23 protein-coding genes are annotated in these 19,080 nt (G+C 48.5%); 14 read left to right on the top strand and 9 right to left on the bottom strand.

From position 1 onward, the window contains the following. Window positions 1-6: 6 nt before the first annotated feature. Window positions 7-873 carry a shikimate dehydrogenase gene (locus H6F90_RS22245; RefSeq protein WP_190554350.1) on the top strand — a complete coding sequence of 289 codons (867 nt, stop codon included), beginning with the start codon at window positions 7-9 and terminating at the stop codon, window positions 871-873. 89 nt (window positions 874-962) lie between these two features. On the opposite strand, the gene H6F90_RS22240 is transcribed toward H6F90_RS22245, so the two are convergent. Then, on the bottom strand, window positions 963-1,592 hold the full coding sequence (locus tag H6F90_RS22240) for a hypothetical protein (protein WP_190554349.1): 630 nt from the start codon (window positions 1,590-1,592) through the stop codon (window positions 963-965). A 21-nt stretch (window positions 1,593-1,613) separates the two neighbouring features. Between H6F90_RS22240 and H6F90_RS22235 the strand changes: the two genes are divergently transcribed. After that, entirely contained in the window at window positions 1,614-1,757 is a 144-nt protein-coding gene (locus H6F90_RS22235) for a hypothetical protein (protein WP_190554348.1), read from the top strand. A 170-nt stretch (window positions 1,758-1,927) separates the two neighbouring features. Further along, complete coding sequence (locus H6F90_RS22230; RefSeq protein ID WP_190554430.1) at window positions 1,928-2,362, top strand: hypothetical protein; 435 nt, start codon at window positions 1,928-1,930, stop codon at window positions 2,360-2,362. 51 nt (window positions 2,363-2,413) lie between these two features. Here the strand turns inward: H6F90_RS22230 and H6F90_RS22225 are convergent, their stop codons facing one another. The 3 genes from H6F90_RS22225 to upp form a co-directional block, all read right to left on the bottom strand. Beyond that, window positions 2,414-2,698, bottom strand: coding sequence for a YggT family protein (locus tag H6F90_RS22225; protein WP_190431172.1), 285 nt, complete (start codon window positions 2,696-2,698; stop codon window positions 2,414-2,416). 175 nt (window positions 2,699-2,873) lie between these two features. Continuing rightward, complete coding sequence (locus H6F90_RS22220) at window positions 2,874-3,203, bottom strand: hypothetical protein (RefSeq protein WP_190431171.1); 330 nt, start codon at window positions 3,201-3,203, stop codon at window positions 2,874-2,876. 67 nt (window positions 3,204-3,270) lie between these two features. After that, window positions 3,271-3,921 (bottom strand): uracil phosphoribosyltransferase, encoded by a 651-nt coding sequence (gene upp / locus H6F90_RS22215; protein ID WP_190431170.1) that lies wholly within the window; start codon window positions 3,919-3,921, stop codon window positions 3,271-3,273. Between the two features lie 480 nt (window positions 3,922-4,401). On the opposite strand from upp, the gene crtH reads away from it, so the two are divergent. Continuing rightward, on the top strand, window positions 4,402-5,949 hold the full coding sequence (gene crtH / locus H6F90_RS22210; RefSeq protein WP_190554347.1) for a carotenoid isomerase: 1,548 nt from the start codon (window positions 4,402-4,404) through the stop codon (window positions 5,947-5,949). A gap of 53 nt (window positions 5,950-6,002) precedes the next feature. Here crtH and H6F90_RS22205 read toward each other — a convergent pair whose 3' ends face one another. Further along, entirely contained in the window at window positions 6,003-6,155 is a 153-nt protein-coding gene (locus tag H6F90_RS22205; RefSeq protein WP_190431167.1) for a hypothetical protein, read from the bottom strand. Between H6F90_RS22205 and H6F90_RS22200 the strand changes: the two genes are divergently transcribed. From H6F90_RS22200 to H6F90_RS22185, 4 genes are all read left to right on the top strand, one after another. After that, window positions 6,154-6,756 carry a superoxide dismutase gene (locus tag H6F90_RS22200; protein WP_190431166.1) on the top strand — a complete coding sequence of 201 codons (603 nt, stop codon included), beginning with the start codon at window positions 6,154-6,156 and terminating at the stop codon, window positions 6,754-6,756. The genes H6F90_RS22205 and H6F90_RS22200 overlap by 2 nt on opposite strands. 179 nt (window positions 6,757-6,935) lie before the next feature. After that, a complete protein-coding gene (locus H6F90_RS22195; RefSeq protein WP_190431165.1) occupies window positions 6,936-7,142 on the top strand; it encodes a hypothetical protein in 207 nt (68 codons plus the stop codon). A 66-nt stretch (window positions 7,143-7,208) separates the two neighbouring features. After that, window positions 7,209-9,368, top strand: coding sequence for a polyphosphate kinase 1 (gene ppk1, locus H6F90_RS22190; RefSeq protein ID WP_190554346.1), 2,160 nt, complete (start codon window positions 7,209-7,211; stop codon window positions 9,366-9,368). 262 nt (window positions 9,369-9,630) lie between these two features. Continuing rightward, window positions 9,631-10,035 carry a response regulator transcription factor gene (locus tag H6F90_RS22185; protein WP_190431163.1) on the top strand — a complete coding sequence of 135 codons (405 nt, stop codon included), beginning with the start codon at window positions 9,631-9,633 and terminating at the stop codon, window positions 10,033-10,035. A gap of 65 nt (window positions 10,036-10,100) precedes the next feature. Here H6F90_RS22185 and H6F90_RS22180 read toward each other — a convergent pair whose 3' ends face one another. Together H6F90_RS22180 and H6F90_RS22175 are read right to left on the bottom strand one after the other, a co-directional pair. Beyond that, the gene (locus H6F90_RS22180) at window positions 10,101-10,283 is read right to left on the bottom strand and encodes a hypothetical protein (RefSeq protein ID WP_190431162.1); all 183 of its coding nucleotides are present in this window, start codon (window positions 10,281-10,283) and stop codon (window positions 10,101-10,103) included. Window positions 10,284-10,476: 193 nt separating this feature from the next. After that, the gene (locus H6F90_RS22175) at window positions 10,477-10,734 is read right to left on the bottom strand and encodes a hypothetical protein (protein WP_190554345.1); all 258 of its coding nucleotides are present in this window, start codon (window positions 10,732-10,734) and stop codon (window positions 10,477-10,479) included. 72 nt (window positions 10,735-10,806) lie between these two features. On the opposite strand from H6F90_RS22175, the gene H6F90_RS22170 reads away from it, so the two are divergent. Together H6F90_RS22170 and H6F90_RS22165 are read left to right on the top strand one after the other, a co-directional pair. Then, window positions 10,807-10,959 (top strand): hypothetical protein, encoded by a 153-nt coding sequence (locus H6F90_RS22170; RefSeq protein ID WP_190431160.1) that lies wholly within the window; start codon window positions 10,807-10,809, stop codon window positions 10,957-10,959. 130 nt (window positions 10,960-11,089) lie between these two features. Beyond that, a complete protein-coding gene (locus H6F90_RS22165) occupies window positions 11,090-11,659 on the top strand; it encodes a DUF2854 domain-containing protein (protein WP_190554344.1) in 570 nt (189 codons plus the stop codon). 22 nt (window positions 11,660-11,681) lie between these two features. On the opposite strand, the gene H6F90_RS22160 is transcribed toward H6F90_RS22165, so the two are convergent. Beyond that, window positions 11,682-11,939: a chlororespiratory reduction protein 7 gene (locus H6F90_RS22160; protein WP_190431158.1), complete on the bottom strand. Its 258-nt coding sequence runs from the start codon at window positions 11,937-11,939 to the stop codon at window positions 11,682-11,684. Window positions 11,940-12,097: 158 nt separating this feature from the next. Here H6F90_RS22160 and H6F90_RS22155 point away from each other — a divergent pair, with 158 nt between their 5' ends. From H6F90_RS22155 to H6F90_RS22140, 4 genes are all read left to right on the top strand, one after another. After that, a complete protein-coding gene (locus tag H6F90_RS22155; protein WP_190554343.1) occupies window positions 12,098-13,099 on the top strand; it encodes a YegS/Rv2252/BmrU family lipid kinase in 1,002 nt (333 codons plus the stop codon). Window positions 13,100-13,555: 456 nt separating this feature from the next. Further along, window positions 13,556-14,086, top strand: a complete 531-nt coding sequence (locus H6F90_RS22150; RefSeq protein WP_190431156.1) for a hypothetical protein — start codon at window positions 13,556-13,558, stop codon at window positions 14,084-14,086. 766 nt (window positions 14,087-14,852) lie between these two features. Then, a complete protein-coding gene (gene sir, locus H6F90_RS22145; RefSeq protein ID WP_190554342.1) occupies window positions 14,853-16,847 on the top strand; it encodes a sulfite reductase, ferredoxin dependent in 1,995 nt (664 codons plus the stop codon). Between the two features lie 258 nt (window positions 16,848-17,105). Beyond that, the gene (locus tag H6F90_RS22140; RefSeq protein WP_190431154.1) at window positions 17,106-17,507 is read left to right on the top strand and encodes a BON domain-containing protein; all 402 of its coding nucleotides are present in this window, start codon (window positions 17,106-17,108) and stop codon (window positions 17,505-17,507) included. A gap of 14 nt (window positions 17,508-17,521) precedes the next feature. On the opposite strand, the gene H6F90_RS22135 is transcribed toward H6F90_RS22140, so the two are convergent. After that, complete coding sequence (locus tag H6F90_RS22135) at window positions 17,522-19,075, bottom strand: response regulator (protein WP_190554341.1); 1,554 nt, start codon at window positions 19,073-19,075, stop codon at window positions 17,522-17,524. Window positions 19,076-19,080: the final 5 nt, after the last annotated feature.

The raw sequence follows: 19,080 nt of genomic DNA, 5'->3' as shown, positions 1-19,080 counted from the left end.
CAGGGCATGAAGTTAATAACAGGCACAACTAAACTTTTGGGTGTGATTGGAGACCCAATCCAGCATTCTCTCTCACCCGTGATGCACAATGCGGCGATCGCTGCACTGGGTTTGGATTACGTTTACGTAGCTCTGCCTGTAGCGCCATCAGATCTAGCCACCGCGATCGCTGGATTTGCTGCCATTGACCTACGCGGATTCAGTATCACGATTCCGCACAAACAAGCCATCATTCCCCTGTTGAATCAGGTGTCGGACGTGGCTCAAGCGATTGGGGCCGTGAACACGGTTTGGTGCACAGAGCAAGGCTGGAGCGGCACGAATACAGATGTGATTGGTTTTCTGGCTCCCCTCAAAACCTTCGATCGCGATTGGAGCCAAACAACGGCGGTGATTTTAGGCAATGGTGGTGCGGCGCGGGCAGTCGTAGCAGGGTGTGCTCAGTTGGGTTGCGCGGCGGTGAAGGTCGTGGGGCGCGATCGCCAAAAGTTAGCGGCGTTTCAACAAAGTTGGGTTACTTCTCCAATTCCAGTTGAGCTTTCGATTCATACTTGGGACGAGTTGCCGAGTCTTTTGCCTGACGCAGGTTTGATTGTGAACAGTACGCCGATTGGCATGCATCCCCATGATCAAGCGTCGCCATTGGAGGATGCGATCGCAACTCAGATTGTTCAAGGGTCGATCGCTTATGACTTGATCTATACGCCGAGTCCCACGCAGTTTTTACGGCAGGCTCAACAGCAAGGAGCGATCGCGATCGATGGGTTGGAAATGCTGGTGCAGCAGGGGGCAGCGGCGCTGGAGATTTGGATAGGGCAGTCGGCTCCGGGGGAGGTGATGCGGCAAGCGCTGCGGGATTATTTGGGCTTGTAGGTTACTAAAACCGAATTCTTAGGGGCGCTTGCCTCCAAACCCCCGCTGAGGGACGGTTGCGTCCCCCAGACCCCCTCCAAAAAGTTAACTTATGCATTAGGCCAGCGCCAGTTGTAGCGGTTCCAGCGGTAGATGCCTTGGATTTCGTATTCCATGCCGCTGTCGAAGCGAATCAAGCAACTGGTGTAGGCTTGGCCGTTGTCATCTTTTTCAGCGATGCCAATAACGGTGCAAGGAAACCATTCTGGGGCGCAGGGGCCTGCTTCTTGGACCCATTCCCAGAGGCTATTGCAAACTTCAATGCGATCGCCCACTTTGACCTTTAAGGTTTCGCAATTGTCTAGCTCGGCGTAGGCCGCAACGTGCCTAGGTTGAACTCGATTAAGCCACTGCGGGCCGTACAATTCACGAATAAATTGCATTGAGGCGGAGTTGCGATTGTGTAGCCAATCGTTGAGTAGCTTAATTTTCCAGGGATGGTTTTGTTGCTCTTGCTCTCTGACAAATTCGAGCAGAGTGCGTCGTTGTTCACCGGTCAGTTCATCCAGCGGATTCCCTTCACTGTGATCATCGCCATTGTTACTTTGGCGCTGTAAACGCTCTAATTCCACTACCAGGCCCAGCAGAATTTGCTTTTGTTGCTCATTGAGCGGGTAGTTGACGGCATCACATCGGCTAAATGCTGCTTGTAGGACCGCTTCAATCTCAGCTTTGGTCATGGCAGATGGTAGCTAAAGTGGATGAACCAACCTCAAAACCAATCTCTATTTCTACATCACTCCGCGCTGATCAATCAGCTTTACTATCAAATTGCCAAAATTTTGGGAGTCATCTTCGGCGTTTTTGATGAGCTTTTAGGAGTTGAACTTCGCACCAATCATTAATAAAAATATTAACTTTTTACAGCGAAGATTAAATTTCTATTATTACAGAAGGGCTCAGCGAAGCAGGCTCAGTGAACTGAAAAGGTTTAGAGCCAATTCACGCTAAGCTGAGTTTAGGCTGCTTTACAATCAGCTCACCTAGTCGTTATTGAGTCATTACAGTGAAGTTTATGCGCTTTCGGGCCTTTGCTGTCCTTGTGATTGCTTGCCTATTCTCGGTAGGCAGTTGGCTGGTGAGTCCTGCTGCGATCGCACTCACCCAAATTAAGTTGTTTGACATTTCTTATCACGAATGTCCAGCGGAGCTAGCCGAGGGAACTGTCACGAGTGGCGGTGCAGCCATGCCCGCTAACTGCTTTCTGGTAACTGGCAAAGCTCAAAACGATTCCGGCAAGCCTGTGATTAATGCAGATATCTTTGGCCGCATTTACGATGCCAATAATGATCTAGTCATGCAAAATCGTACCCGGTTGGGTTCTATTGATGAGTTACCACCGGGTGTCAGCGATTTTCAATTGAGAATTACTGTTCCAGCCAGCCAACCTACTCCTTTAAAGCTAAAGCAGTTCAAGGCAGCAGGTTTTACTGGCAAGGTCCGTCGTTAGTTGAGCGACTGAGGCAACTTGCTTTAACGACAGGCAGCTCTAATTCCACTTTTAGATCCCGTAGGAACCCTGCTGCAAGCTGCTGAAAATTTGAGCCAAAAATTGCAGCAGGAAAATAGCCAAAATGGGGGAGAAATCCATGCCACCCAAGGGAGGGATAAAAGAGCGGAATAAGTTGAGGTAAGGATCAGTTAACTGGCTCACGATGGAGAACGGTGGATCAGACCAGCTAATGTTAGGAAACCAGCTTAAAAGAATCCGGAAAATCAACAGAACCACATAGATATTCAAGAAAGTAGCAAAGGTATCAGTCAGCAGCGCTACTGAGGAATTCATAAATAATCTGGCTTCCTTCTAGAAGAGATACAAGCAATCTAGGCTTGAATTTACTTTAACGAATATCAGTGCCTTCGAGATTGGTCAAGCAGAAGTTACACCTTGGGAAGTATTACAGCTTGTCGCTTGAGTTGGCAGGACAACTATTTGAAACTTTTGGTTTGACACGCTTCGGTTAGCGATCGCGCTGGGCCTGCTCTTCCCAACCCACGACCTCGCGTTCTTCTGGTCTGCCGTTTACGGTGCTGAGTTGCTCGCGCACATCATCAATGGCTTCATTAAGTTGGGCAATTTTGTCTTCTAAGCCACGGCGGGACGCTTCAATACTCTGCTCGGTGGGAGGCTTGAGATTGCGTTTTTTACCTTTACCGCTCAAAGCGTCATCACCGGGAAGCGACTCTTGCAAGCGATTGGAAGTCAGGAGGGTGCCTAGAATACCACCCACAATGCCGCCAAAGAGGGCTCCTGCGATAAAGCCGCCTGTGAAACCGTCTCGATTGCTCATCTCGTACTGTCCTGCTTTAGTGTTCAGCTTAGCGTAACTACTACGAATTCATGGAGTAGGGGCAGCCCTAAGTGCCAAAGGTGCGATCGCCCGCATCTCCTAGCCCTGGCACAATAAAGCCGTGGCTATTCGTCCCTTCATCAATGGCAGCCGCGTAGATCGTCAAGCTGGGATAGGCGGTGCTCAGCTTTTGTAAAGCTGGAGGAGCCGTCACTACAGAAATAATGCGGGTGAAGGCTGGATCAATTCCTCGGCGGGTCAATTCTGCCATTGTTGACATAATGGTGCCACCCGTTGCCAACATCGGTTCACTAATTAAGACATGGGTTTCGGGTGGGAATACTTCTGGCAACTTGTTGAGATAGCAACTGGCTTCTAGGGTAGTTTCATCTCGCACAAAACCCAAATGATAAATTGAGGCCAAGGGCAACAGAGCTTGCGCTCCATCTAATAGTGCTAAACCTGCCCGCAAAATCGGCACTACCACAACCGGTACTTCTGGATTTACAAACGTGGCAGCACAGGGACTGAGAGGAGTTTCCACCGTGGTTTCTACGGTAGGCAACCAGTCCCGGATGGCTTCGTAAGTTAGCCAGCGCCCTAACTCAGTCATGGCACTGCGAAAGAGAGCGGGGGGAGTCGAAATGTCACGGGCTACAGCGAGCCAGTGCTTAATTAAAGGATGGGGCGGAACATAAACTCGCAGTTGCAAAGCCATAGCCAGAAGTTAAAGAGGTAGAAATTGCCAGGTCTCAAGCGTTCACTATGATACTCCTTTCCCCTCTGCATAGATGCGAACCACTAAGGGCACTTCATCGGATTCTGATGCAATCGCCACCGGAAATTCATCATACTTGTTGCAACTCATTTTCATTAGTGATTGACAATCATTTTCAATAAGATTATATTAGCTTCAAGTGTTCTCCTCTCTAAGGATCGGCAGGTGGGATCGGTTAGCGGCAGCAGACTGGTCCCCTCTTTTTTGGTTATATTTTCGTTATCAATTAGCGATCGCCCCGATTGATCACTGCTGATCACGGCCATGATTGCCGTTATGGTGATCGCCGTTATAGATATACAGACTCAGATACACTGAACAGAGGAGCGGGTGGACTGGCAAAGGTGAGTTGCGATCGCCAACTCGTTGTTTTAGTCCTGATTACCTGCTTCCTGCACTGTTCTGCAATCTCCTTGGGTCATGCCTGCTTTCAATACATCTCCCGTTGCTTCTGGTCAAAGTGCCTTTGCTGAGTCCACAGAATTTGATGCCATCGTCATTGGCTCTGGGATTGGCGGTTTAGTAACAGCGACCCAACTCGCGGCTAAAGGAGCCCAAGTATTAGTCTTAGAGCGTTACTTGATTCCTGGGGGGAGCGCTGGCTATTTCGAGCGGGCTGGGTATCGGTTTGATGTGGGAGCCTCGATGATTTTTGGCTTTGGTCAGCAAGGCACTACAAATTTGCTGACGCGAGCCTTGCAAGCGGTGGATATGAGTCTGGAAACGATTCCAGACCCAGTGCAAATTCACTACCACCTACCCGACGGATTAGATCTAAAAGTTCACCGAGACTATGAGAAGTTCTTGCAAGAACTAATTGCCAAGTTTCCCCACGAGCGCGAGGGCATTCGGCAGTTTTACGATGAATGCTGGAAAGTCTTTAACTGTCTCAATGCGATGGATTTGCTGTCGTTGGAAGAACCTCGCTATTTGACGCGCGTGTTTTTTCAGCATCCCTTGGCTTGTTTGGGATTGGTCCAGTATTTGCCCCAAAATGTCGGAAATATTGCCCGCCGCTACATCAAAGATCCGGCGCTGCTGAAATTTATCGACATGGAGTGCTACTGCTGGTCGGTGGTTCCGGCTGATAAAACTCCGATGATCAATGCGGGGATGGTGTTTAGCGATCGCCACTATGGCGGCATCAACTACCCTAAAGGCGGTGTCGGTCAAATTGCCCAAAAATTGGTCGAAGGCTTAGAGAAAGCGGGGAGTCAGATTCAGTACAAAGTCAGAGTCAAGCAAATCCTGATGGAGAATGGCCGAGCTGTAGGAGTAGAACTCGCTTCTGGCAAGGTTTATCGAGCCAAGCGAATCGTCTCTAATGCCACCCGCTGGGACACTTTCGAGCATTTGCTGCCAACCGACAAAATGCCCACTGCTGAGAAGAAGTGGCAACAACGCTATCAAAAATCTCCCAGTTTCCTTAGCTTGCATTTAGGCGTGAAAGCCGAAGCCTTGCCGACTGGTACGGAATGCCATCACATTTTATTGGAAGACTGGCAGCAGATGGAGCAGTCTCAAAGTACAATTTTCGTCTCGATCCCAACTTTACTCGACCCTGACTTAGCGCCTCCAGGTCATCACATCATCCATACCTTTACCCCCAGTTACCTGGAGGAATGGCAAGGACTATCCCCTAGTGACTACGAAGAAAAGAAAGAAGCAGCCGCAGCAACTTTAATACAACGATTAGAGAAGATTTTTCCTGGGTTAGAGCAAGCGTTGGACTACCAAGAAGTCGGCACCCCTCGGACTCATCGTCGCTTCCTAGGGCGGCAAGACGGCACCTATGGCCCTATCCCTAAGCGCAAATTGTTGGGACTGTTGGGTATGCCCTTCAATCGTACTGCGGTGCCAGGGCTGTACTGTGTGGGCGACAGCACTTTTCCGGGGCAAGGACTTAATGCGGTCGCTTTCTCTGGCTTTGCCTGTGCCCATCGAATTGCCGTCGACTTAAAGCTTTAACGCCCTGAATAAAGCTTTGAAATAGGCTAAATGATTAGGATTCCGGGTTTGCTCTAGCTCTCACCGGACTTTTGATATAAAATCCTATCGTAAATTGCTGTCTCTACCAGTGCTGTCATGCAGCATTGGACAGAAGCGATCGCCGATTGAACTGGGCTTGCTACCCGCGATCGCTCCACCAGCCATTCGGAGAGGATTGAACACATGGCCTTTGAACTTCCCCCTTTACCTTACGACTACAACGCGCTAGAACCTTATATCTCAGCGCGCACCCTAGAGTTCCACCACGACAAGCACCACGCAGGTTACGTCGCTAACCTGAACAAGTTCACCCAAGACACTGAGTTGGCGGATAAATCGCTGGAAGAAGTGATCCAGGCCACCTTCAAAAACCCAGACAAAGTCGGTGTATTCAACAACGCGGCTCAAGTCTGGAACCACACCTTCTTTTGGCACAGCCTGAAGCCCAGCGGTGGTGGTTCCCCCAGCGGCGCTCTATCGGACAAAATCAATGCTGACTTTGGCAGCTTCGATAAGTTCGTTGAAGAGTTCAAGAACGCAGCCACAACTCAGTTTGGTAGCGGTTGGGCTTGGTTGGCGCTTGATAACGGCACCCTCAAGGTCACGAAGACCCCCAATGCTGAAAACCCGCTCGCTCACGGCCAAACTCCCCTCTTAACCTTGGATGTTTGGGAGCACGCCTACTACCTCGACTACCAAAACCGTCGTCCTGATTTCATTCAAGCCTTCTTAGAGAATGTGGTGAACTGGGACTTCGTTTCTCAAAACTTGGCAGCAGCGGCTTAAACGACTGGCTCTCAATCGCAGCAGTTGACAGTTTTCTCAGTCATGAGCTGAGCCAAATCAACTGTAACCACACTCAAACAGTCACGTTTTATTTCGTGGCTGTTTTCTGTTTGGCCGTGTTTCAGCAGCATCAATCCTTACAATGAAATAGCTTAAGAAAATTAATTATAAATTTAGCAATGAATAGCAACGAGATCGCTCAGTACATTGAGGCCACCAATGGTATGGCCAAGCCCTGGCTACTGTTGCAATTACGCTTACAAAAACTGCAAGAGCGGCGAGACAGCATACCCGCCGATGAATATGCCAATGAGCTAGCTGACATCCACCAATCTCTAATGAATTTAGGAGAATGGTGGATAGGGATGGAAGACCAAGTGTTTTAAGCGAGCTGGCTTGTGACGCTGCTACTCCTGCTGTCCAGATAACGCTGCCGTGATTGCCTCAGAACCATGCCGAAAACTAAAAAGATCATTGCTGAGCCCAGCCTCACTGACTCCCAGTATTATTTCAGCCGCGAGATGAGTTGGCTGGAGTTTAATAACCGGGTCTTGCATGAAGCCTTTGACCCTCGTACTCCTTTGATAGAGCGCCTCAAGTTTATGGGCATTTTTAGCTCTAACTTGGATGAGTACTTTATGGTGCGGGTATCGGCCCTGAAGCAGCAGGTAGAAGCGAAGGTCAGCCAGCTCACCTCAGAGGGGCGCAATCCTCAAGAGCAACTGGATGCCATCTGCGATCGCCTGCGACCTATGGTGATCAAGCAGCATCGGCATTTTGAGCAAGCCTTGCGGCCCCAACTCGCCAACCAAGGCATTTATCTGCTCGACTACATGGACTTAAACCAAGAGCAGCGGGTTTATTTGCAGCGCTACTTTGAAGAGCAGATTTTTCCAGTGCTCACGCCTCTAGCGGTTGATCCGAGCCATCCCTTCCCTTACATTTCCAATCTCAGCCTCAACTTGGCGGTGGTGATTCAAGACCCAGAGACGGAGGAAGAATTTTTCGCCCGTGTCAAAGTTCCTAAAGTGCTACCCCGCTTCTTGCAGTTACCAGAAAACTTACAGCTACAGCACAAGGGCCAAGGCGGAGCTTGGACAGGAGTACCGCTGGAGCAAGTGGTGGCTCATAACCTGGAGTCTTTGTTTCCAGGCATGAACATCCAAGAGTACTATCCCTTCCGGATTACCCGCAATGCCGACCTCGAACTGGAAGAAGATGAAGCCGATGATTTGATGCTTGCGATCGAGCAGGAGTTACGGAAGCGGCGGTTTGGCGGTTCCGTAGTGCGTTTGGAGATTCAATCTTCCACTCCCCCAGCAGTACGAGAAATGTTGATTCAAGAGATGTCGCTCGAGGAAAGCGATGTCTACGAAGTGGAAGGCATGCTGGGACTGAGCGATCTGATGTCCTTTCTGGCCTTGCCACGGCCAGATCTTAAAGATGCTCCTTGGTCTCCCGTTGTCCCAGCTCGTTTGCGGCGCTTGAGTCAACCTACGAGCGATCGCAATGGCTCAGAAGGAGAAGATGGCGAAGATTTCTTCAGCTTGATTCGGAAGCAAGACTTGATGGTACATCACCCGTACCAATCGTTTTCGGGGACGGTGCAGCGCTTCATTACCCATGCCGCCCATGATCCAGACGTGCTGGCGATCAAAATGACGCTCTACCGCACCTCTGGAGACTCGCCCATTCTCAACGCCCTGATTGCTGCTGCTGAAAATGGCAAGCAAGTAGCTGTTTTAGTAGAACTCAAAGCTCGCTTTGACGAAGAAAACAATATCAACTGGGCCCGCAAGCTGGAAAAAGTCGGCGTGCACGTTGTTTATGGCCTAGTAGGACTGAAAACCCATACCAAAATTGCCTTGGTAGTGCGCCGGGAAGAGAACCGCATTCGTCGCTACGTCCACATTGGTACCGGAAATTACAACCCCAAAACAGCACGCATCTACACCGATATTGGTTTGTTGAGCTGTCGCGATGAGTTAGGAGCTGATTTAACCGATCTGTTCAATTATCTAACGGGCTATTCCCGCCAACAGTCCTATCGCAAGTTGTTAGTCGCTCCAGTTAACTTGCGCGATCGCATGTTGAGCCTGATCTACCGAGAAATTGAAAACTGCAAAAACGGGTTGCCTAGTCGCATTGTCGCCAAAATGAACGCTTTGGTAGACAAGCGAATTATGGTGGCTTTATACGAAGCTTCTCAAGCAGGGGTCCAAATTGACCTGATCATTCGTGGCATCTGTTGTCTCAGACCTGGCATCAAAGGTGTCAGCGACAACATCCGTGTTGTTAGTATCGTAGGCCGTTTCCTAGAGCACTCCCGTATCTTTTATTTCCACAACGGAGGGGAGGATGAAGTCTTTATTGGCAGTGCCGACTGGATGCCACGCAACCTAGACCGCCGTGTAGAAGCAGTCGTATCCATTGAAGACCCAGACCTGAAAAAAGACTTACAAGAAATCTTGGGAACCATGCTCTCCGACAACCGCCATGCCTGGGAACTACAACCAAATGGCCGCTACATTCAACGTCGCCCCGCAGCGGACTGTCCAGAACTCAGCTCGCAAAAAATTCTCATGGAGATGGCAGCCAGCTCAACAACTTAAGCAACTTAAGAAGCGGCTTAGGAACGCCACCTTACCTGTATAACTCAATGCTTAAGCTGCTAAACATGAGACAACTATCAAGACCATCAAAAATAGTTTTCAAGGTATAAAATCCCACCTGAACCACTGTAATTTTGGCAGTCACCCGCTAGCCAGAAATTCCTTCTTGCGATTCGCCCCAACGGTAGAGGGATTTCAGTAGTGCCTACTACTAGACTAAAATTGTCTAAATCTGAAATGTCTCTTACTTGACTGAGTAGTCATGTTATCCTGTATGCGCTCTGCCCTCCGTGTCCTTGTTGTCGATGATCATGAGTTGACTCGACTCAGCCTCAAGCTGGCTTTACAGAACCAATCCAACATTGAACTGGTTGGTCTAGCGAGTAATGGTCAAGAAGCAGTTGAGCTGGTTAAGCATCAGCACCCTGATGTAATTATTATTGATTTACAAATGCCAGTTTTGGATGGTTTAAGCGCATCCACCCAGATTAAAAGCTTTGCTCCCAATATTCGCATCATCGCTTACTCATCAGTAGACGATCCTCAAACAGAGGTGATGATTCAAACAGCCAAAATTGACGCTTTCTGCAAGAAAGACGTTGCGACTCATGAACTTGTAGCTTTGGTGAAAGAACTAGGGCAAGCAGCTAAGAATGCGAGTGCCTAAGCATCCACAACCTTTACTGCCTGGAAGATAAGTCGTTCCAGGCAAGGGGTTAAGGCGATGGAGGTTTAGAGGTTTCCTGCTTCTGGGAAGGTTCGTTGAAATTCGTCAATCAAATCATCCATCTCTTCTAAAGCCTGATTCACATCAATTCTCAGAGTTCCTAAATCAGGCTGTTCTAGTAATCTTAGTAAAGTTTCCCGCTTGCTCTTAATCAGCGTAATCCGCTCTTTAATGGTTTCGGCGTTCATTTTTGTATCTTTATATTTACTTCTATTAAGTAAGATAAACCATCTTCGGCCCTAGTCACGGACTCAATTCTATTCTTATGACCTAGCCCAGTTAAGAGCTACAAGTCACTGTGATTCAGCCTATGATTTACCTTGAATTGGTAACACTAATTAATATAGACACACCTCAGTCTCAGGATAGACGAGCGCAGAACTAGTGCAGAAAAGGTGGTCGCTTGCTATCACCTGTCTTAGTCCGCATTACTTCAGTGATGAAGCGCTTGAGGGCCTTCTCGCGGTTTTTCATAAAAGCGGCCCAAAATCCTGGCTGGAACTCATCCATAGTTTTAGCCAGTGCCCAAACATCCACGGCCAAGATGTTGTAGAGCGTTTCATCTTCTCGCTTGAGAGAATCAATCTGCTCTAATAATTTGCCCTTGGTTGCGGATGGCTGCTTTTCGTCTTTGATCATGGCTCGGACCTACTGAAGACCGTAAAGAGGGACTGAATCACATTCGCTGAGAGTGGCACTCATACTATCTAGATGAATCATAAAGACGAGTTAGATGGCCAAGCTTCGCCAGAATACCTCCCGCTGAAGTGGGCGATCGCGCCTCGGCACCTCCAGCATATCTCGCTATTCATGAACGCTCACTTTGCTAACCACAATCTTCTAGCTCTGATTTCTGGCCTCTAGCTCTGCTTTTTGGCAAGAAACTTTAGGCTTCAGAGAAAAATTGTCGGAGCTTAGGTCCACCAAACTTCCTGTAAAGGTAATGATATAAAGGTTAACTTTGCACACCGCTTAATTCATCTCATTAACAAATATGTTACGTCAAACTTCTCTAGGAACGCTGGGATTAGGAGTAGGTGGGGCTCTAACCTTAATCGGTTTTGTAGCTTACTTTTCTAGTAACGCCACCTTAAATCTTGTGGGATTCTTCTATGGCATTCCGCTACTTCTAGGAGGGTTGGCGCTGATAGCTTCAGAACTCAAGCCAGTTCCTTATACACAACCCACACCACCAGCGATCGCTGAGCTACGGGATCAGCAAGCCACCACAACCCAGAATCAGATTCGTAAAGATGTGACTCGCTATCGGTACGGCCAATCTGCTCATTTAGACTCTTCGCTGAGCCACCTAGGGTTAAGCCCTACCAATGAGGAGCGTCCTGAGCTGATTGGCATTCGGGAAACGCAAATTGATGCCGCTTATGCCTTGGTTTTGGAGTTCAATTCTCCGCTCATTTCCTTGGAAACTTGGCAGCAGAGGCAAGCAAAAATAGAAGGTTTTTTTGGTCCTGGCATTCGAGTCCAACTAACCCAACCAGTAGAGCGTCAGATTGAAGTGGCTCTGATTACTGCACCCCCAGCCCAGCCTCAAGCCACTGACTGAGCAATTGCAACCCCCACGTTCCTTACTTTTCCAGTCTGACTACATACCACTGCAAAAAATCCCCAGGCCCCATATCGAGTTCGCAAGAAGTGTCTAGCAGATATTGGGCCTGGTCTGGGATAGAGCTAAGCTTCTGCAAATCTTGAGGCAGGCTGTCTTGGCGTTGGGCTAAAATCGCCTCCAGCTTGCTGAGCAGTTCAGCAGCCGTGAGAAATTGTTCTGGCTGATTAGCTGCCAAAACCACAAAATGGTCCTGCCTGTACATTAATGGGTCGGGCATAAGCTTTATAAATTGAGAGTTTCAGCTTTTTGGGCGATCGCGCTCATACAGATATCCTAACAACGCCTCCCGAGAAGGATGGCGTTTAGCTTTCAAGTTCTAAGACTTGAAATAGAGACGTTTGCAACCTTTCATCTACAGCCCCCGTCTGCATCCCTATGATCCGCTCAGCTTGCCTCATTTTCAATCCCATCGCTGGCCAAAGCGACCCAGCCCAAGATTTAGCTAAAATTCGGGCTTTGCTGGAGCCAGAGATGGAGCTAGAGATTCTATCGACGACCAAGACAGTCGATGCGGATCAACTTGCCTATAACGCGGTGCAGCGAGGCGTAGAAGCTTTAATCGCCTCTGGTGGGGATGGCACTTTATCCGCAACCGCAGCCGCTCTGGTAGGTACCGATATTCCTCTGGGGGTGATTTCACGAGGCACCGCCAACGCCTTTGCCAATGCGCTCGGCATTCCTGACAGCATTGAAGCCGCTTGCGCCACCATCTTGGCCGGAGAAACTAAAAAGGTAGATGCGGCTTACTGTAATGGCAAACCCATGCTCCTGCTAGCTGGGATTGGCTTTGAAGCTGAGACGGTTGAACAAGCAGACCGCACTTCTAAAAATCGCTTGGGTATGCTGGCCTATATCCTAGCCGGAGTCAAGCAACTGGGGCAGCTACCTGCCTTTGACGCAGAAATTGAAACAGATGACCAAATTATTCAAGTTTCCGCTTCGGCGATTACCGTGGCCAATGCAGCCCCACCCACTTCAATTCTGGCGCAGGGACCGGCTGGGGTGATTTTTGATGATGGTTTGCTTGACCTAACGGTAGTGGCTCCCCGCAATGTAGCAGGGGCGATCGCCGCTTCCTATCATCTGCTGCAATCTGCCCTGACTGGCAACGCCACCGAGCGGGATGACATTGGCTATTTGAGAGCGAAGCGTCTGAAAGTTTCAACTCAGCCTCCCCAGAAGGTAGTTTTGGATGGGGAACTAATTGGTACAACTCCCATCGAACTAGAGTGTGTCCCGCAGGGTTTAACTATTTTTGCACCGTCCGCGCCTGAAACCGTTATCGAAGAAAAGTTAGATGGGTTGCCTAACTTAGTTGTGGTTTCTAAAGCGCAATTAGAGTCAGAGGACGACGAAAAATCTGCTGAGGTTCGGTAATCTCACCAGACTTCCATCTATTTTCTCAATCTAATTAATCTATTTTCAATAAATATCCGGAGGCCAATTTCTTGGTTTGGATATTATGTATTCTTCATCAGAAAACCTAGTGCTCGGAGTAGCTTCTTGCTAGTGGCATCTATTAATTTGACTTGATGCTATCTGTGCCAGTTGAGAAAGCGACTGTGTCAACCAACTTAAACTAATCCGACACGCTAGATTAGAAATATCGGATCACATCCAGCAAACCTTTATCTAGAAAATATAGATAATGGTTTTTTTGCTTTGAAGGTGAAAATTTTGAGCTGGCCAGTCTTTTTAGAGAGTCAAAAACCCCACATCTGCTACCTCCAGAAATTTGAAATTAAGTGAATTTATCCTGGAACTTTCCAAGCAGGTTCTCCGACTATAAATTCAGGAACGCAAACACTAACTTCACCCTTTGAGGGAACCAAAATGACACTCTCTCTAAAATCTATTGCTGCCTTTTCTGCTTTGTCTGTTATTGCGATCGCACCTCTACTTTCTGCTGGTTCTGCTTCTGCTCAACCTAGAAAAGGATTCAGTGATAGCTATGTCGGTGCAGGTGTAGCAGCAGGTGTCACCAACGGTGGCCAAAACAACGATGCTGCAACCTTTGGCGGCACGATTGATGGTCGCTTCGGCCTCCGCAAAGCTCCCGTTTCTCTGCGCGGTTCTGTTATTTACAGCGATGACACTAGCGCTATCATTCCGATGATCACCTATGACAAAGGGATCACTAAAAATACCCAAGTTTATGGCGGTGTTGGCTATTCCTTTGTGGAAGCAAACGGCCAGCCAACCCCAGTAGGGAACGATGACGCAGTTATATTAACTGCTGGTGTTGAATCCAAAGTCACCAAAGATGTGGTGGTTTACGGTAACACCAAGTGGGGCATTAACGCTTACCAAAATGGCCCTGCTGATTCTCTAAGCTTCCAAGCTGGTGCAGGTCTACGCTTCTAAACTCACTGAAGCTACTTAGGCTTAATATTGCCTCGAAGACCGCTATGACAACAGGCTAAGTTGTAGGCATTCATCTGCTAGTTTTTAACCGTTAGTTCTGATGCAGCCTTTCAGCAACTCTACATCAGCTCAGCAAGACTGAATAGTAATTCAACTCAGCTTTAGTCAGCTCCTAACATCAAAGTTAGGAGCTTTTTTAATTACCAAAAATTAGTCTAATAAATAATATTTTTGATTTTGATGGCTTAATTTTCAACAACAAACTCAGCCGTCACTTTAACTTAAGCATTTTGCTTACAGCAGTTGTATAACAGCGAAATATCTGTTTTGAGCACCTTACCCCGAAAGATAAGGAGTGCTTGTCAATGTAATGCTGAGTTCGCTGGTTGTAGCTTTGCTTTCTCGCTTTGCTTCACATGAGTTTACAGAGAAATTCTGAAGCGATATCATCAACTTACTGGGTTACAACTTGAATGGGTAAAGTTGGCTAACGTTAGACTTGAATCTGCTTGGTTTAGAACTCCCTTTTCCCTCAAGTTAGGGTGGACTTTCATGCAAAATTCCTGACAAGCAGGTTGACCCAGCAAATGCAATGATAAAATAAATAGATTGACCGTAATTCCGGGCGGATTACCGGGAATCAAAAAGCTTAGAACTACTGAGGCTCTGAACTAACTAAAGGCTTTATGGTTCAGACCTGACTTTAACTGCAACGTTTGGTTGTATTCCACACCTCTGACTATTTTCAATTCGTACCGCAACTCCGATGGTTAAAACTCCGACTCCGACTCCCGTGGCTCGCAAACCTTCTAAAGTAGAAGGTCTTAAGGAACGTAGCCAATTTTTACGTGAACCTGTTGCCAGTGAATTGCTACTCGATACTAATTGTTTTACAGAAGATGCGATTCAAATCCTGAAGTTTCACGGTTCCTATCAGCAGGACAATCGGGACAACCGGGTTAAAGGGCAGGAGAAAGACTACCAGTTTATGCTGCGGACTCGGAGTCCAGGTGGCTTTATTCCTCCCCAGCTCTACCTGACTTTGGATCAATTGTCAGACGACTATGGCAATGGCACCTTGCGTGCTACGACCCGCCAAGGATTTCAACTCCACGGCATCCTAAAGAAAAATCTGCGAGCCGCGATCGCCTCGATTGTCAAGAGTATGGGTTCCACACTAGGAGCTTGTGGCGACCTGAATCGCAACGTCATGGCACCGCCCGCGCCCTACAAGAATCGGCCTGAGTATATCTACGCTCATGAGTACGCCAACAGCATTGCCGACTTACTCACCCCCCAAACAGGCGCTTATTACGAAATTTGGTTGGATGGCGAAAAGTTTGTCAGTGCTGAGGAGCGTCCAGAGGTCAAGGCGGCTCGGCAACAAAACGGTAATGGCACCATTTTTCATGACAGTGAGGAGCCGATCTACGGCACCTACTACATGCCTCGCAAATTCAAAATTGCGGTCACGATTCCAGGAGATAACTCTATCGACCTGTACTCGCAAGACTTGAGCTTGGTCGTGATTACCAATGAGCAAGGCGAGTTAGAGGGGTTCAATATTCTGGCAGGTGGCGGTTTAGGCCGTACCCACGGCAAAGAAGACACTTTTCCTCGCATTGCCGATCCGCTAGGTTATGTCGATAAAGCGGACATTTACGAGGCAGTCAAAGCGATCGTGGCGACGCAGCGAGACAATGGCAACCGCAGCGATCGCCGTCACTCCCGCTTAAAATACCTAATGGAAGAGTGGGGGGTTGACAAGTTCCGCAGCGAGGTGGAGCAGTACTTTGGCAAGCCATTGCAACCCTTCAAGCCGTTACCCGAATTTAAGTATCTAGATTTTCTCGGCTGGCAAGAACAGGGAGATGGCAAGCTATTTCTCGGCATCTCTGTGGAGAATGGCCGCATCAAAGATGAAGGTGCCTTCCAACTGAGAACTGCGTTGCGAGAAGTGGTGCAGCAGTACAATCTGCCCATCTTGCTGACGGGTAGCCAAGATGTGATGTTGTATGACATTGCTCCTAGCGATCGCGCCGCCATTCAAGCCATATTCGATCGCTGTGGCGTAAAAGTTGATCCCGATCAGATCGACTCTCTAGTGCGCTATTCGATGGCTTGCCCTGCCTTGCCGACTTGTGGTTTGGCTGTCACCGAATCTGAGCGAATTATGCCAGAGATCCTGGAGCGGATTCGCGCTTTGCTAGACAAAGTGGGTCTAGAGCAGGAGCACTTTATTATTCGGATGACAGGTTGCCCTAACGGCTGCGCCCGTCCTTACCTGGCAGAACTCGGTTTTGTGGGCAGTGCTCCGGAGCATTACCAAGTTTGGCTGGGGGCTTCTCCGAACCAAACCCGCTTATCTCAGCCTTATGTGGAGAAGCTCCACATCAATGACTTAGAAATTGGGCTAGAACCAATTTTTGTCTACTTCAAGCAATCTCGCACACCCGAAGAAAGCTTCGGCGATTTCTGCGATCGCGTTGGCTTAGAGGCAATTCGGCAGTTTGCTGTAGCTTACCAATCTGAACCGCCTGAGCTTGTGAGTAGCTACGCCGCTACCATCAGCACTGCTAACGATGAAGCGATCGCTACTGTGAGCGAGACTGATGGGCTTGGCAAAATCCGCCGCCGCATCACGGTTCGAGAAGACCTTTATGCCAGTCTGCAAGCGATGGCCACTCAGCAAGGTAAAAAGGTGTCTCAACTGGCTACCGAAGCGATCGCAGCTTATGTGCAAGCCAACCAAAATCTCTAGTTCTTAAGATCTACATTAAGGTCTACGAAATCCGAACCTTGGGGGCACTCGCCCCCAAACCCCGCTGAGGGGCGGCTGCGTCCCCCAGACCCCCTGCAAACGAACGTAATTGTAAGTGTTTCGAGATTTTTCTTTTCTCGCTTCTTGACTCCCGACTTCTTTCTGCCTTCATCTCATACCAAACGAGAGATGCCACACTAGGCTCATCCAGTTTGTAATAGAGGATACGAGAACCTATCTCTCCTATGGGGTGGAATTATGACTTGGCTAGAACGGCACTTTGGGCAGGAGTGCAGTAAAAAATTCCAGTCGGAGACTCAGAAGCACCCAGACGAAGCGGGGATGACTCCTGGGCTTACAGGTGAGTATGACTTAGAACTCCGAGAGAAGGCGGGTATGCATCAACCTCCGCCCGCTCCAGAGCATATGGGGCTTGAAGGTGAATATGACCCGGCGGGTTTGTCGAAGCGAGTTGCGATCGCCTTCGATCGTGATCCCCAGATTAGTGAAATTGATAGCTTAGAAATTGACCAGAACGGTGGCACGATTATCCTCAAAGGCTCTGTGCCTAACTCAGAGATTCTGGAACACATCACAGGTATGGCAGCCAAAGTAGATGGCACCCAGGCAGTAGACACTTCACAAGTCAGCGTAGCTTAAGCCCATCCTGAGCCTTAGCTTTCTGGATTGGTCACTAAATTCAAGGGTGGTAGCTGCATCGTAAAAACTGTCCACCCGTGGCTGCTCTCGACTTGAATGTTACCTTGTAGCTGCTCTACGAGCCGCTTGACTAAGGCTAGGCCTAAACCAGTACCTCCTTGCTTCCACGGGTCAGCATGGGGAACCCGATAAAACTTATCAAAAATTCGCAGAAGTTCTGTTGGGGGAATTTCGGCTTGATTTTGAATAATTAGGCAAGTGAGAGGAACTGACTCAAAAGGTGGTGAAGTACTAGTCACCTGCTCTGCCTTCAGAATAATTTGGCCACCCGCCGGGGTGTACTTGCAAGCATTATTCAATAATTCGACTAACATGCGCTCTAAGCTGGCGCGATCGGTAATTAAGGGCGGAAAGTTTTCTGGCAGGTCAATCTTGATCACCTGTTGATGTTCTTGCAGGCGGGAACGGAAAGGCTCAATTAGGCTAGACAACCAATCCTGTAAATTGAGCGCCTCTACGAGAAACGTGGGATAAGATGCTGCTTCTAAACGCTGTAAATCCAGTAGGTCGTTGATTAGGTCAATTTCACGAGCACATTCTGCTTTTAAGATTTCCAAATACCGCTGTTGGCGTTCAGCGTTGGTAGCGATCGTCAACATTTGCAGCGCCATTTTCATGTTTGACATCGGGGTCCGTAGCTCATGGGACACCGTGCTCAAAAAGTCATCTTTGAGTTGATTCAGTTTTTGTAATTCTGCTACGAGCCGAGCTTGTTCAGCCTGCTGGCGGATTGCTGCCTTGGCTTTGAGTTGCTCTGTGCGATCGCGAAACACTAAAACAGCGCCCATTACTAAGTGTTGGTCGTTCTGTAGCGGCGTAATACTGTACTCAATGGGAATATCGTGTCCGTCACTGCATCTGAGGCTGGTTTCTACCGCAGTTTTCATGCCCAGGCTGGCGTCAAAGAAGCTGCTGATGGGCTGCTGGAGGATGCTCTGTGTGGCTTCATCCTCGGTTTGGAAAACAGCGATCGCGGGCTTCCCAAGAGCTTGGGCTTGCTGCCAGCCAGTCAAACTTTCAGCCACGGGGTTCATGAACGTAATCAACCCTGTCGTGTCAATCGTAATCACAGCATCAGCGATGCTTCTCAAAACAGTTGACAGCCACTGCTCTCGCTCTTGCAACTGCCTCTCTAACCGATGCCTGGCTAAAGTAATTTCGATCGTTGTATTTAGTTCTCGTTCTTTAAAGGGTTTCAATATGTAGCCGTACGGCTGAGTTTGTTTAGCACGAGCTAAGGTGTCGTCATCAGCGTAGGCCGTCAAGTAAATAATTGGTAGTTGAAAGCGGTGGTGAATTTGTCTAGCTGCTTCGATTCCATCGATCGCACCCTTGAGGCGAATATCCATTAAGACTAAATCCAAGTGACTCTCAGACGCTCTCAAAATAGCTTCTTCACCAGAAGCAGCAACCACAGGCACTGCATAGCCAAATTTCTTCAATCTGTTTTGCAGATCTTTGGCGACAATGCTTTCATCCTCAACCACCATTATGTTTATAGTTGTCATTTTCC

Source organism: Trichocoleus sp. FACHB-591 (genome assembly GCF_014695845.1).
Classification (GTDB): Bacteria; Cyanobacteriota; Cyanobacteriia; order FACHB-46; family FACHB-46; genus Trichocoleus.
This window is presented reverse-complemented; position numbering and strand designations above follow the sequence as displayed.